The sequence below is a fragment of the Curtobacterium sp. ME-Dv--P-122a genome (assembly GCF_030209645.1).
Taxonomy (GTDB): Bacteria; Actinomycetota; Actinomycetes; order Actinomycetales; family Microbacteriaceae; genus Curtobacterium; species Curtobacterium flaccumfaciens.
The window spans coordinates 517,947-530,494 of sequence record NZ_JARVRO010000006.1; the positions used below are offsets into that span (position 1 = coordinate 517,947).

Annotated in this window: 14 protein-coding genes; 8 read left to right on the plus strand and 6 right to left on the minus strand. The window is 71.2% G+C overall.

What is annotated here, in order from left to right:
* Position 1: 1 nt before the first annotated feature.
* From QRN49_RS07390 to QRN49_RS07405, 4 genes are read left to right on the plus strand one after another with little or no spacing between them, the layout of a single operon-like run.
* Entirely contained in the window at positions 2-1,267 is a 1,266-nt protein-coding gene (locus tag QRN49_RS07390; protein WP_194653169.1) for an ABC transporter substrate-binding protein, read from the plus strand.
* 25 nt (positions 1,268-1,292) lie between these two features.
* Positions 1,293-2,246, plus strand: a complete 954-nt coding sequence (locus QRN49_RS07395) for a carbohydrate ABC transporter permease (protein WP_111032137.1) — start codon at positions 1,293-1,295, stop codon at positions 2,244-2,246.
* On the plus strand, positions 2,243-3,115 hold the full coding sequence (locus QRN49_RS07400) for a carbohydrate ABC transporter permease (RefSeq protein ID WP_282819609.1): 873 nt from the start codon (positions 2,243-2,245) through the stop codon (positions 3,113-3,115). Before QRN49_RS07395 ends, QRN49_RS07400 begins: the two co-directional genes overlap by 4 nt.
* A 53-nt stretch (positions 3,116-3,168) precedes the next feature.
* Positions 3,169-4,446: a family 1 glycosylhydrolase gene (locus QRN49_RS07405; RefSeq protein WP_284754915.1), complete on the plus strand. Its 1,278-nt coding sequence runs from the start codon at positions 3,169-3,171 to the stop codon at positions 4,444-4,446.
* A 59-nt stretch (positions 4,447-4,505) separates the two neighbouring features.
* Here QRN49_RS07405 and QRN49_RS07410 read toward each other — a convergent pair whose 3' ends face one another.
* On the minus strand, positions 4,506-4,901 hold the full coding sequence (locus tag QRN49_RS07410; RefSeq protein ID WP_071404104.1) for a MerR family transcriptional regulator: 396 nt from the start codon (positions 4,899-4,901) through the stop codon (positions 4,506-4,508).
* 95 nt (positions 4,902-4,996) lie between these two features.
* Here QRN49_RS07410 and QRN49_RS07415 point away from each other — a divergent pair, with 95 nt between their 5' ends.
* Both QRN49_RS07415 and QRN49_RS07420 read left to right on the plus strand, forming a co-directional pair.
* Positions 4,997-5,698 (plus strand): SDR family oxidoreductase, encoded by a 702-nt coding sequence (locus tag QRN49_RS07415; protein ID WP_284754917.1) that lies wholly within the window; start codon positions 4,997-4,999, stop codon positions 5,696-5,698.
* Between the two features lie 121 nt (positions 5,699-5,819).
* On the plus strand, positions 5,820-6,806 hold the full coding sequence (locus tag QRN49_RS07420) for a matrixin family metalloprotease (protein WP_111045734.1): 987 nt from the start codon (positions 5,820-5,822) through the stop codon (positions 6,804-6,806).
* Positions 6,807-6,922: 116 nt separating this feature from the next.
* On the opposite strand, the gene QRN49_RS07425 is transcribed toward QRN49_RS07420, so the two are convergent.
* A complete protein-coding gene (locus QRN49_RS07425; protein WP_259514506.1) occupies positions 6,923-7,573 on the minus strand; it encodes an NAD(P)H-binding protein in 651 nt (216 codons plus the stop codon).
* Positions 7,574-7,709: 136 nt separating this feature from the next.
* On the opposite strand from QRN49_RS07425, the gene QRN49_RS07430 reads away from it, so the two are divergent.
* Together QRN49_RS07430 and QRN49_RS07435 are read left to right on the plus strand one after the other, a co-directional pair.
* On the plus strand, positions 7,710-8,195 hold the full coding sequence (locus QRN49_RS07430) for a DUF4126 family protein (RefSeq protein WP_284754922.1): 486 nt from the start codon (positions 7,710-7,712) through the stop codon (positions 8,193-8,195).
* Between the two features lie 148 nt (positions 8,196-8,343).
* Complete coding sequence (locus QRN49_RS07435; RefSeq protein WP_209080798.1) at positions 8,344-9,315, plus strand: NAD-dependent epimerase/dehydratase family protein; 972 nt, start codon at positions 8,344-8,346, stop codon at positions 9,313-9,315.
* Positions 9,316-9,324: 9 nt separating this feature from the next.
* Here the strand turns inward: QRN49_RS07435 and QRN49_RS07440 are convergent, their stop codons facing one another.
* From QRN49_RS07440 to QRN49_RS07455, 4 genes are read right to left on the minus strand one after another with little or no spacing between them, the layout of a single operon-like run.
* Entirely contained in the window at positions 9,325-10,518 is a 1,194-nt protein-coding gene (locus QRN49_RS07440) for an MFS transporter (protein ID WP_284754926.1), read from the minus strand.
* Entirely contained in the window at positions 10,515-11,213 is a 699-nt protein-coding gene (locus tag QRN49_RS07445) for a carboxymuconolactone decarboxylase family protein (protein WP_284754928.1), read from the minus strand. The genes QRN49_RS07440 and QRN49_RS07445 overlap by 4 nt, the downstream gene beginning before the upstream one ends.
* 60 nt (positions 11,214-11,273) lie before the next feature.
* Positions 11,274-11,477: a hypothetical protein gene (locus QRN49_RS07450; RefSeq protein WP_284754930.1), complete on the minus strand. Its 204-nt coding sequence runs from the start codon at positions 11,475-11,477 to the stop codon at positions 11,274-11,276.
* On the minus strand, positions 11,474-12,403 hold the full coding sequence (locus QRN49_RS07455; protein WP_284754932.1) for a helix-turn-helix transcriptional regulator: 930 nt from the start codon (positions 12,401-12,403) through the stop codon (positions 11,474-11,476). The genes QRN49_RS07450 and QRN49_RS07455 overlap by 4 nt, the downstream gene beginning before the upstream one ends.
* Positions 12,404-12,548: the final 145 nt, after the last annotated feature.

Genomic DNA, 12,548 nt, shown 5'->3' on the forward strand with positions numbered 1-12,548 from the left:
GATGAAGAAGCACATCGCGGTCGTCGCGCTCGCAGCAGCGGCGTCGCTCTCCCTCGCCGGTTGCGCCGGCTCCCCCGGATCGTCGGGTGACGGCGGCCACGTCGACCTGACGTTCTGGCACGGCTACACCGAGGCCGACGGCAAGGTCCTGGACGGCATCGTCAAGGACTTCAACGCCTCGCAGGACAAGGTCACCATCACGACCCAGACGAAGACCTGGGCCGTGATCGACGACACGATGCTCCCCGCCCTGTCCGCGAAGAAGGGCCCGGACCTCGTCGCGATGACCTCCGACCGGCTGCCGGTCTACGCGCAGAAGAAGGCGCTGGTCGACCTCAGCGACTTCTACGCCGACGACGCCAACAACACCGGGGACCTGAAGGAACAGGCCGTCGCGATGGAGCGGGTCGACGGCAAGGAGTACGGCGTGCCGAGCGGGTTCGTCCCGCTCTCCGTGATCTACAACAAGAAGCTGTTCGCAGCGGCCGGCATCGACTCCTTCCCGACCACCTGGGACGAGTGGGTCGCCGACGCGAAGAAGCTCACGAAGGACGAGAACGGCGACGGCACCCCGGAGCAGTACGGGCTCGTGCTGCCGGACCACCAGACCGTCGGCAACGGCATCTGGCCGAGCCTGTTCGCCGGCAACGGCGGATCGATCACGAACGAGGCGGGCACGAAGTCCACCATCGACTCCGCCGCGAACGCCGAGACGCTCGAGTACTGGGCGAAGGCGGTGCGCGACGACAAGATCTCGCCGACCGGTGTCGACGGCATCGCCGCGGACAAGCTCTTCACGGCCGGCAAGACCGCCATGGAGATCGGCGGCCCCTGGATGGCCGGCGTCGCCGAGGCGTCGGACATCGACTACGGCATCGCGGCGATCCCGGCGGGCCCCGAAGCGCAGGTGGCCTCGGCCATCGGCATCTCGCTCGGTGTGACGGCCCAGACCGACGACACGAAGCAGGCCGCCGCCGAGCGGTTCCTGCGCTACTTCAACGAGCAGTCCGTCGCGACGAAGTGGGCCCTCGGGTCCGGCTGGCCGCCGCTCCGCACCGACGTCACCGCCGCCGACGTCGACGAGAACCCGACCGTCGCGACGCTCACCGGGCTGCCGGGCACCACGATCCCGCTCCTGCCCGGCGTGGTCGACAGCGCTGACGTACTCACCGCCGTGGACACCGCGACCCAGAAGGCGATGGCGGGCGGGGACCCCGGATCGCTCCTCGCCACCGCCGACGCCGACGTGCAGTCGGCCCTGAAGTAGCAGCAGCGGCCCTCGGAGGACCCTCGTGACCACGCAGCAACTCGGCCGACGCCGTCGGTACCGACCACCGGGCCAGCTCGGCGGACGATCGCCCCTGAACGGCACGTTCCGCCGCCGCGCCACCATCGTCGGGTTCCTCGCACCCGCGATCGTCATCCTCGGGGCGTTCGTGCTCTGGCCGATGCTCTCGGCGCTCCGACTGTCGTTCACCGACGCCAGCGGGTTCGGCGACCCGTCGTTCATCGGGTTCGCGAACTACGTCCGGGTCTTCACCGACCCCGACGTCCTGCGGTCAATCGGCAACACCGCGCTCTACTCGGTGCTCTTCACCCCCGTCGCGATCGTCGTCGCCCTGGTGCTCGCCCTCGTGCTGAACCACCCGGCCCTGCCGTTCCGCGGGTTCTTCCGGTCGGCGTTGTTCCTGCCGTTCATCGTGTCCCTGGCCGTCGCCGCGTTCGCGTGGTCGTACCTGCTCGACCCGCAGATCGGCCTGCTGAACCACTGGCTGCAGCTCGTCGGCATCCGGCTCGGCAACGTGCTGCAGGACCCGACGCTCGCGATGCCCACCGTGGTGCTCGTGGCCGTGTGGAAGAACTTCGGCTTCTACATGGTGATCTTCCTGGCCGGGCTGCAGGAGATCCCCACGAGCCTGTACGAGGCCGCGCAGCTCGACGGCGCGAACGGCCGCCAGCGGTTCGCGAACGTCACCTTCCCGATGCTGAGCAACACGATGGCGTTCGTCGTGATCGTCGCCCTCATCGCCGCGCTGCAGGCGTTCGACCAGATCTACGTCCTGACCGGCGGTGGTCCGTACCGGTCGACGGAGACGATCGTCATGCAGATCTACCAGTCCGGCTTCAAGGACCTCGACCTCGGGTTCGCGAGCGCCCTGGCGTACGTGCTCCTCCTCGCGACCCTGCTGCTCAGCCTCGTGCAGTTCCTGTTCTTCGGGAAGCGCGGAGAGGACACCGCATCATGACCGCGCTCCCCCGTCCCGCGACCGCCGTGCGCCGTCGCACCGTGGCCCGTCGACAGCCGTCGACGCGGTGGCTCGGCTTCGCAGCCGTGGCCGTCGTGACCCTGGCGGTGCTGCTCCCCGTGCTCGTGATCGTGTTCACCGCGTTCAAACCGGCGAGCGAGGTCAACGCCTACCCGCCGACGCTGTTCCCGCACACCTGGACGCTCGACAACTTCCGGGCGATCTTCACGCAGCTGCCGTTCGGGCGGCTCATCCTGAACAGCTTCGCCTTCGCCGGCGGTGTGACGGTGTTCGCGCTGGCGTTCGACGCGCTCGCCGCCTACGCCCTGGCACGGCTCGACTTCCGGGGCAGCAAGGTGCTGCTCATCGTGATCGTCGCCAGCCTGATGATCCCGTTCCAGGCGACGCTCATCCCGATCTACCAACTGGTGTCCGACCTCGGGTGGGTGAACACGTTCGCGGGGCTGATCGCGCCGCGGGCTGCCGACGCCTTCGGGATCTTCTTCCTGCGCCAGTTCTTCGTGTCGCTCCCCCGCGACCTGGACAACGCGGCGCGGATCGACGGGGCCTCGGAGTGGCGGATCTTCCGGAGCGTCGTCCTGCCGAACGCCGTCCCCGCCCTGCTCACCCTCGGCATCTTCACCTTCGTCAACAACTGGAACGACCTGCTCTGGCCGCTGGTGTTCACCACCGACCAGGACATGGGGACCATCACGTCCGGCCTCACCCTGCTGACCGGACCCGGCGGGATCATCCCGCAGGGCGTGATGATGGCCGGCGCCCTGATCGCCGTGCTGCCCCTCGCCGTCATGTTCCTGCTCGTGCAACGCCGCTTCATCGAGAGCGTCGCCAGCACCGGGCTCAAGTGACGACGACACCGCACGAGCCCGGAGCGGCCGTGCCCACCACGAAACGAGACACCATGCACTGGTCCGACGACGGCAGGCTGCACTTCGCCCTGGGCATCGAGGACACCTTCGTCCCGCAGGCCCGACCGGGTGAACGGCCCATCGACGAGTACGAGCTCACCGACCACTACCGGCAGTACGCCGCCGACCTCGGGCTGGCGGTCGACGTCGGCGCCGAGCTGCTCCGCTGGGGCGTGCCCTGGTACCGGGTCGCCCCGGAGCCCGGTGTGTGGGACTGGTCGTGGGTCGACGGTGTCATGCAGCGCTTCCGTGAGACCGGCCTGCGGCCCGTCGTCGACCTGCTGCACTACGGCACACCGCTCTGGCTCGACGGGCAGTTCGCCCACCCCGACTACCCCGCGCACGTGACCGAGTACGCCGCCCGGTTCGCGGCGCGGTACGGCGACGTCGCCACCGACTACACGCCCGTCAACGAGCCCGTCATCCACGCCCTGTTCTCGGGTGAGTACGGCTACTGGCCCCCGTACCTGACCGGCGCGGAGGGGTCGGCCCGGATCGCGTCCGCCCTGGCCAAGGGGTTCGTCTCGACGCAGCACGCGATCACCCGCGAGCTCGGAGACGCCGCCACCTTCGTGCACGTGGACGCCGGCATCCGGTACGTGGGCGACGTCAACGCCCCGGAACACCGCGACACGGTCGCCCGCCTGCGCGCCCAGACGTTCCTGGTCGAGGACCTGGTCACCGGGGGCGTCGACGACGCCCATCCCCTGGTCGGTCGGCTCCGGTCCGGGGGCGTCACCGACGCCGACCTCGACTGGTTCCGGCAGCACGCGGTCCGGCCCGACGTGATGGGCGTCAACTACTACCCGCTGCACTCCACCGAGGTCTTCGAGGCGGGGGTGCACCACGGCGGCGGGTTCGCCGACCCCCGGCCCTACGAGGACACCGGCGTCGAGGGGCTCCGCGACGTGCTCACCACCTACGCCGAGCGCTACGGCGCCCCGGTCATGCTCACGGAGACGTGCGTCACGGGTTCGGTCGAGGAGCGCATCGGCTGGCTGGACGCCTCGGTCACGGCCGTGCGGGAGCTCCGCGACGAGGGGGTGCCGGTCGTCGGCTACACCTGGTGGCCGCTGTTCGACATGTACGAGTGGACCTGGCGGCACACCGACGCCCCACGCCAGGAACACCTGCTCACGATGGGCCTCTTCGACCTCGTCGAGGACGGCGCCGGCGGCCTCGACCGTCGCCGCAACCCGGTCGCCGACGCGTTCGCTGCGCACACCCGACAGGAACGGGCCGTGGCAGCGGCCCTGTCCGCGACCCCGTGACCCACTGGAGGCGCGGGGCGGGTCGGTCCCGCGCCTCCCGTCCGTCCCGGTGCCGCGTCTCAGGCCGCGACCGGCTCCGCAGGCCGGTCACGCAGTGCCGGGCAGTGCTCGGCGGTGGGGTGCTCGGTGATCGCGATGACCTGGTCGAGCCGCCCCCGGACCGCCTCGAGCTCGGCCAGCTGCGCGGTGATCCGGTCCCGCTCCGCGATGAGCAGCGCGAACGACTCCGGCGTCGACTCCCCGCGGTCGACGCAGGGCAGCAGCTGCACGATCGTGCGGCTCGCGAGCCCGGCGGCGAACAGCTGCTGCACGAGCTGGACCCGCTCGACGGCGGCGTCCGTGTAGACCCGCTGCCCGCTCGCGGTGCGCGACGCGGTGAGCAGCCCCTGCTCCTCGTAGTACCGCAGCGAGCGGACGCTGACGCCGGTCTCTGCCGCGAGGTCACCGATGCGCATGGTGCTCCGATCCGGGGCTTGCCCCTGACATGGATGTGAGGTCTTAGCGTAGCCGAGCCGCCGCGGGAGACACCCGTGCGGCAGGAGGAGACACCATGGACATCGCTGGATCGGTCGCACTCGTCACCGGCTCGAACCGCGGCATCGGACGCCGCTTCGCTCTGCAGCTGCTGGAGCGCGGCGCCACCAAGGTCTACGCGACCGCACGTCGACCCGAGCTCGTGGACATCGAGGGCGTCGTCGCGCTGCCCCTCGACATCACCGACCAGGCATCGGTCGACGCGGCGGCTGCCGCCGCGGGCGACGTCACCCTGCTCGTGAACAACGCCGGCATCTCGACGACGGGCTCGCTGCTCACCGACGACCTCACCGATGCGCGCCGCGAGATGGACACGCACTACTGGGGCAACCTCGCGATGATCCGGGCGTTCGCGCCGGTGATCGAGCGCAACGGTGGCGGCGGCATCGTGAACGTCCTGTCCGCCCTGTCCTGGTTCGTCTACCCGGGATCCGGCGCGTACGCGGCGGCGAAGGCCGCCGAGTGGAACCTGACGAACGCCGTCCGGTTGGAGCTCGCAGGCAAGGGGATCAGCGTGCAGGGGCTGCACCTCGGGGCGGCGGACACCGACATGATGGGCGACTACGACGGACCGAAGACCGACCCGACGGACGTGGCCCGAGCGGCACTCGACGGCGTGGAGCACGGCGCGGCGGAGGTGCTCGTCGATGACTGGAGCCGCATGGTGAAGGCGTCGCTCGCCGATGCACCGGAGCGCTTCTACGCGCAGATGGCCTGAGCGTCGCCCCTGACTGGGGGCGTGTCCCCGCAGCGCAGTCCTGGACCCGGTGCGCGGTCATCGGCGAGCATGGACCCCGATCAGGAGCGGGGGGCACGTCGCCTGCCGCTGGAAGGGAACCATGCGTCCTGTCAGGAACGCGCTGAGCACCGGGGCGATCGTCGCGATCCTCGCCGGCCTCACCATCACCGCAGCACCCGCCCAGGCGGCGACCCCGGGGGCCGGCGCGAGCTGCGCCCCCGGGACCCTGTCGGTGCAGACGCTCGAGAGCGGCTGCACGGCGACCTCCGGCACGGTCGTGACGCCCGACGGCCGCACCTTCGCGCTCCCCGCACCGGGTGAGAGCGTCATGGCGAGCAGCTCGGCCGCCCCCGGGGCACCCGAGCTCGCCGACGTCCTCATCGCGAACAACGGCTCCGCCGGTGTCGCCGTCCGCGTGGACGAGGCCTGGACCGGTTCGGCCCCCGCCGTCCAGCAGGAGCGTGCGCAGAGCCAGGCCGCGACGGCACAGGCAGCCCCCGCCGCGACGACCGCTGCGACCACGAAGTGCACGAGCACGGCGTACAAGGCGTCCGGCTACACCTGGCCGAGCACGGTCAAGTGGTACTACAACCAGACCGGGCAGAAGTCGACGTACGCCAAGGACGCCCTGCGCAAGGGGGCGAACGCGTGGAACGGCACGATCTCGGCGTGTGACCGGACCGTCACGTCGACGGCGAAGAACGACTACCTGCGTCTCGCGACCCAGAAGCCCAACCTCACCGACCAGGGCGGCTGCTCGCGGAACAACGGCTACAACGTGATGGGCTGGGGCAAGCTCCCGACCGGCACCCTCGGCGTGACGTGCGTCTGGTTCGACGGCAACGGCAACGCCCGCGAGGCCGATCAGCGCTACGCCACCGGCTTCAAGTGGAGCTCGACGGCCACCTGCTCGGGTGCGCGCTTCGACACCCAGGTCGTCGCGACGCACGAGTGGGGTCACCTGTACGGCCTCGACCACGTGAAGACCGGCACCGGCCAGGTCATGGAGCCGTCCGGCGGCTACTGCGAGCTCGACGGCCGCACGCTCGGCCGTGGAGACATGACGGGCATCTCGACGCTCTACTGAGCTCGACGCTCTGCAGGGACACGGACGGGGTCGAGGCGGAGAACCGCCGCGACCCCGTCTGTCTGTCTGTCTGTCTGTGGGTCTTGCTCAGACCGCGTCGGCGCGGTCGGTCCCGGTCAGGCCGCGTCGGCGCGCAGGAACTCAGCGACCGGGGTGGACCCCGTGTTGAACCGGAACGTGTTGCCGGCCGTGCCGGGGTTCTCGACCACGTCGGCGACCACGTGCGCCACGTCACCGCGCGGCACCTGCGTCGACGAGCCGTCCCAGTCGACGGAGCCGGTCGGCTCGTCGTCGGTCAGGGTGCTCGGGGCGACGATCGTCCACTGCAGCCCCGAGTCGCGGAGCACGGCGTCGGCGATCATCTTCGACTGCGCGTACGCGAAGAAGTCCTGGTCCTGCGGGACGCCGTGGTCGAGCTGCGAGCCCGAGAACGACACCATCACGTACCGGTCGACGCCGGCCTGCTTCGCCCCCTGGATCGACAGCACCGCAGCGTCGCGGTCGATCGCCCAGGTCCGGTCGACGGACCCGCCACCGGCACCGGCCGACCACACCACGGCGTCGTGCCCGCGGATCAGTTCGGCGAAGTCGTTCAGGGACTGCTGCTGGATGTCCGCGACGAGCGGTTCGCCGCCGTGCGCCCGGATCTCGTCGGACTGGTCGGCGTTCCGGATGACGGAGGTGACCGTGTGTCCGCGCTCGGACAGGATGCGGGTGGCGAGGAGTGCGACCTTGCCGTGGCCGCCGAAGACGATGACGTTGCTCATGGGCCGGACGCTACTCGGGGCGGCTCCGTGCCCGGGGAACGCCCGGGGAACGCCCGACGTCCGCCCGTCGCCCGCGATGCTCGGAACACCCGGGGGCACCGTGCGTACCGTCGGGGGCAACACGACAGGAGTCACGATGAGCAAGCAGCACGAGCAGCACACCCTGGTCCGCACCCTGGTCCTCGGCATCATGAGCGGCGGCCGGAGCGCCACCCCGCTCGCCGTCCTCGCACTGAACCACGACCGGTCCTCGCTGAAGGGCTCGTGGCAGCAGTGGAAGGTCTTCAGCACCCCGGTCGGCCGTGGGCTGCTCGTGGCCTCCGCCATCGGTGAGCTCATCGGCGACAAGCTGCCGAAGACCCCGAACCGCATCGCCCCGTCCGCACTGCTCGGACGGATCGCGTCCGGTGCCCTCGCCGGTGCCGCCCTCGGCACCACGGGCAAGCGCGACCTGCGCATCGAGGGCGCGATCCTCGGTGGCGTCGGTGCCCTCGTCGGCAGCTTCGTCGGCTGGGGCGCGCGCAAGGCCCTCGGGGGCGCGGGCCTGCCCGACCCCGTCGTCGCGCTCGCCGAGGACGCCGCGACCATCGTCGGCTCCGTGAAGGTCATCACCGCCGACTGAGCGTGCCGGGCGCGGCGCTCGTGGGCGCCTCGCTCGTGGGCGCCGCGCTCGCCGCGGGCGCGTTTCGTGAGCAGGAACGGTCGGGTCGCACCGCCGCACCCGACCATTCCTGCTCACGATCCGCACGCCTCGGCCTACGGTGGCATCCATGCACATCGTCGTCATCGGAGCCACCGGCCACATCGGCTCGTTCCTCGTCCCCCGTCTCGTCCGCTCGGGTCACCGGGTCGTCGCCGTCACCCGCGGCACGAGCACCCCGTACGCCGACGCCTCGGAGTGGCAGCAGGTCGAGCGGATCACCGCCGACCGCGAGCAGGAGGACCGCGACGGCACCTTCGGCAGCCGCATCGCCGCGCTCGGTGCCGACGCCGTCGTCGACCTCGTCTGCTTCACCGAGTCCTCCGCCGCAGCGCTGGTCGACGCGCTCCGCGGCACCGGTACGCACCTGGTGCACTGCGGCTCGATCTGGCGCGCCGGCGTCTCGCACGTGCTGCCGATCACCGAGCAGAACGCGACCCCGCCGTCCGGCGACTACGGCGTCCAGAAGGACGCCATCGCCCGGATGCTCAAGGAGGAAACCGCATCAGGCGGTTTGGACACGACGTCGCTGCACCCCGGTCACATCAGCGGTCCGGGCTGGACGCCGATCGGTCCGCTCGGCAACCTCGACACCTCGGTGCTGACGAAGCTGTCCGCCGGCGAACCGCTCGAGGTCCCCGGTCTCGGCGCCGAGGCGATGGCCCACGTGCACGCCGACGACGTCGCGCAGGCGTTCCAGCTCGCGGTCGAGCACCGCGATGCGGCGGCGGGCGAGGACTTCTTCGTCACGGCTCCGACGGCGCTCACCGCGCGCGGGTACACCCACCTGGCAGCGTCGTGGTTCGGCCAGGAGGCCCGGCTCGAGTCCGTCACGTGGGACCGGTTCCGCGAGACCACGGCTCCAGAGCACGCTGACGCCAGCTGGGAGCACCTGTCCCGCAGCCAGGTCTTCAGCACCGAGAAGGCGAGTCGTCTGCTCGGCTACGCACCGGCGTTCACCGCCGAGGAGACCGTGCTGGACGCCGTGCGCTGGCTCGTCGACCACGGTGAGCTCGAGGTCACGAACCCCCTGGCCTGCTGAGCCCCGGGGTCAGGCCCGCTCCGGCTCGACCACGAGCCCACGGTTCCGGTGCACGACCCAAACAGTCGCGGCGAACCCGGTCAGCACCGCGCCACCGATCGTGACCGCCGTCCAGCCCCCGGCGTTCCACAGCACCGACGCCAGCGCGGAGCCGATCGCCCCGCCGATGAAGTTCGAGGTGACGAAGGCCGTGTTGAGCCGGCTCCGCGCGGCCGGGTCCACCGAGAAGAGCCGGGTCTGGTTGAGCACGTTCGCGGCCTGCACGGCGACGTCGAGCAGCAGCACGGCGAGCAGCACCACGACGATCGAGTGCGCACCGATCCCGGCGACGACCAGGGAGACGAGCAGGAGCGCGATCGCTCCCCCGGTGACGGGTACCGACAGCCCGCGGTCGTGCAGTCGCCCCACCCGCTGCGCCGCCACGGCACCCGCGAGCCCCACCAGGCCGACCAGCCCGATGCTGCTGGTGGAGAAGTCGTAGGGGTCGCTGCTCAGCAGGAACGTCAGGGCGGTCCAGAACATCGTGAACACGGCGAACACCGACGAGCTGATCACGAGCGTGACCTGCACGGTCCGGTGGGTCCGGACGGCACGGAACACCGACAGGATGAGCTGCGGGTACGCCACCCCGCCGCGGGCCTCGAGCTCCGGGATGGCGCGCCGCAGCAGCAGGGCGAGGACCACCGCGACGACGGCAGCGAGCACGTAGATCGCGCGCCACCCGAACGCGTCCGCGACCAGGCCGCTGATCGTCCGCGACACCAGGATGCCGGTGAGCACCCCGGACGCGATCGTGCCGACCACGCGTCCGCGCTGGGCGGGGTCGGCGAGGTCCCCGGCCAGCGGGATGAGGAGCTGCCCGGCGACCGTGGTCAGCCCGACCAGTGCCAGGGCGACCAGGAGCGTCGCGAAGGTCGGAGCGATCGCGGCGAGCAGCAGCGCGACCGCGGAGGCGACGAGCACCCAGGGGATCAGGCGCCGGCGGTCGAGGACGTCCCCGAGCGGCACGGCGAGCAGGATGCCGAGGGCGTAGCCGACCTGGGTCAGCGTGACGAGCAGCCCGGCGAGCGACGCCGAGGTGCCGAGCGACGATGCGATGTCGTCGAGCAGTGGCTGCGACCAGTACAGGTTGCCGACCGCCGCTCCCCCGGCGACGGCGAACAGCAGCGTCCGGCCCGTCGACATCGAGTGGTCGGTGGTCATGCTGCGGGTGCTCCCTCGTTCACGGCGGCCAGGGCGTTCAACGTGCGCGGGTAGCCGATGAGCGGGACGAGCACGGTCAGGACGTCCAGCATCTGCTGGCGGGTGTTCCCGACGTTCAGGTTGCCGGCCACGTGCCCCTGCACCTGGGCGTCGGCCCCGCCGAGCGCCGCGAGCAGCGCGAAGGTCAGGAGTTCCCGGGTGGGCAGCGACAGCCCGTCCCGGCCGACGGTGTCCCCGAAGCAGTTGCCGGACAGGAACCGCTGGAAGTGCACGGCGTCCGCGGGGGCGTTCTCGTACATGGCGTCGACGCGGTCCGCACCGACGACGGCGCCCTGCACCGCTCGGCCGCGCTCGAGCCGGTCCGCCGGGGTGGTCGTCGACTGCCCGGCCAACGGCAGGGTGACCCCGCGGGCGACCAGTACGGTGTTGGTGATCGTCAGGAAGTCGCCGACGCGTGCGGAACCGACGTAGGCCACGGCCTGGTAGACGATCTCCTTCGCCTCGGTGGGCGAGAGCGGGCCGTCGAGGGCCTCGTCCAGCAGGTCGCGGAACGCCGCCGGCGCCCCGGCCGCGATCGTCGCACCGAGCTGGACGACCACGCGGTCGTGCTCGCTGAGTGCTGCGTTCCGCAGGGTCTCGTCCACGAAGTCGGCATGGTACCGGGCGAACTCGGGGTCGGTGTCGGCGAAGGTCATGTCCTCGACGCTAGGGCCGACCGCGGAGCCGTGACAGGTGCTGTCCTCCCCCCTCAGCCGTCACCGTCGCCGGAACAGCTCCCCCAGGTGCCACGGCCCGGGCGCGAGCCGCACCGCTGCCTCGGCTCGGACCCGCTTCTCGAGTTCACGGTCGCGGGTGAGCTCGTGGATCTCCTGCTCGGCGCGCCACCGGAACCGCAGTCGGCCGAGGAACCCGGTCGGCGGAGCCGGGACGACGGTCTCGACGGACTCGGTCTCGTTCACGCGTCCTCCCCGGCAGCAGCGGCGGCGGCAGCAGCACCGGCGACGGAAGCGGTCGACGCAGCCGCCGCACTCGTCGCACCGGTCGCGCTCGTCGCCGCGAGGTTCGCCAGCAGCTGCAGCCGTTCCTCGGACGCCGACCCGGGCTCGGTGCCGTACACGACCATGGTCAACCCCGAGTCCGTGACGAGTTCCATCGTCTCGTAGCTCATGTCGATGTCGCCCACGTCCGGGTGGTGCACGCGCTTCACACCGCTCCGGTGCCGCATCACGCCGTGCGCGGCCCAGCGCCGCCGGAACTCGTCACTGCGGGTGGAGAGCTCCCCGATCAGGTCGGTCAGTCCCTTGTCGTACGGCGAGCGGGCCGCCTCGGCGCGCAGGGCGGCGACCACGTCGCCGGCGACCGAGTCCCAGTCTCGCCAGAACTGCTGACCGCGCGGGTCGAGGAATGCGAAACGCGCGGTGTTCGGGGTGCCGGAGGGCGACAGGAACAGCGGCGAGTACACCGCGCGGGCGAGCGCGTTGCCGGCGAGGAAGTCGAACCGGCCGTTGCGGACCCAGGCCGGGGCGCTGATCGAGTCGAGCACCCGCTGCACGTTCGGCCGGACCTTCGACGTCGGGATCGTCCGGCGCGAGGCACCCGAAGCGTTCTGCAGACGGGCCAGGTCGAAGAGGTGCGCGTGCTCGGCATCGTCGAGACGCAGCGCACGGGACAACGACTCGAGGACGCTCTCGGAGACCCCGGTCAGGTTCCCGCGCTCGAGGCGGACGTAGTAATCGACGCTCATCCCCGCGACCAGCGCGAGCTCTTCGCGCCGCAGTCCCTTGACGCGGCGGACCCCACCGAAGTCGGGCAGACCGACCTGCTGCGGCGTGACGCGCTCGCGGCGTGTGCGGAGGAAGTCGCGCACTTCGCTTCTGGTGTCCATGCGTCAACGGTACGGCCGGCCGGGTGCCGGAAGCAGGGGTTGCTGGTACCCGTCAGCAGGGAACGGCCCGGACCCGGACGGGACGGACACGAGCCGGTTCGACCGGGTGATCCCGGAGGTCTGACGCGACCACGAGCGGCCGGGA

Bases quoted from the DNA above. Each gene is read 5' to 3' on its own strand.
- QRN49_RS07390 (WP_194653169.1), top strand. From the start codon at position 2: ATGAAGAAGCACATCGCGGTCGTCGCGCTCGCAGCAGCGGCGTCGCTC.
- QRN49_RS07425 (WP_259514506.1), bottom strand. From the start codon at position 7,573: ATGAGCAACGTCATCGTCTTCGGCGGCCACGGCAAGGTCGCACTCCTC.
- QRN49_RS07435 (WP_209080798.1), top strand. From the start codon at position 8,344: ATGCACATCGTCGTCATCGGAGCCACCGGCCACATCGGCTCGTTCCTC.
- QRN49_RS07410 (WP_071404104.1), bottom strand. From the start codon at position 4,901: ATGCGCATCGGTGACCTCGCGGCAGAGACCGGCGTCAGCGTCCGCTCG.
- QRN49_RS07455 (WP_284754932.1), bottom strand. From the start codon at position 12,403: ATGGACACCAGAAGCGAAGTGCGCGACTTCCTCCGCACACGCCGCGAG.
- QRN49_RS07430 (WP_284754922.1), top strand. From the start codon at position 7,710: ATGAGCAAGCAGCACGAGCAGCACACCCTGGTCCGCACCCTGGTCCTC.
- QRN49_RS07440 (WP_284754926.1), bottom strand. From the start codon at position 10,518: ATGACCACCGACCACTCGATGTCGACGGGCCGGACGCTGCTGTTCGCC.
- QRN49_RS07420 (WP_111045734.1), top strand. From the start codon at position 5,820: ATGCGTCCTGTCAGGAACGCGCTGAGCACCGGGGCGATCGTCGCGATC.
- QRN49_RS07405 (WP_284754915.1), top strand. From the start codon at position 3,169: ATGCACTGGTCCGACGACGGCAGGCTGCACTTCGCCCTGGGCATCGAG.
- QRN49_RS07400 (WP_282819609.1), top strand. From the start codon at position 2,243: ATGACCGCGCTCCCCCGTCCCGCGACCGCCGTGCGCCGTCGCACCGTG.
- QRN49_RS07415 (WP_284754917.1), top strand. From the start codon at position 4,997: ATGGACATCGCTGGATCGGTCGCACTCGTCACCGGCTCGAACCGCGGC.
- QRN49_RS07445 (WP_284754928.1), bottom strand. From the start codon at position 11,213: ATGACCTTCGCCGACACCGACCCCGAGTTCGCCCGGTACCATGCCGAC.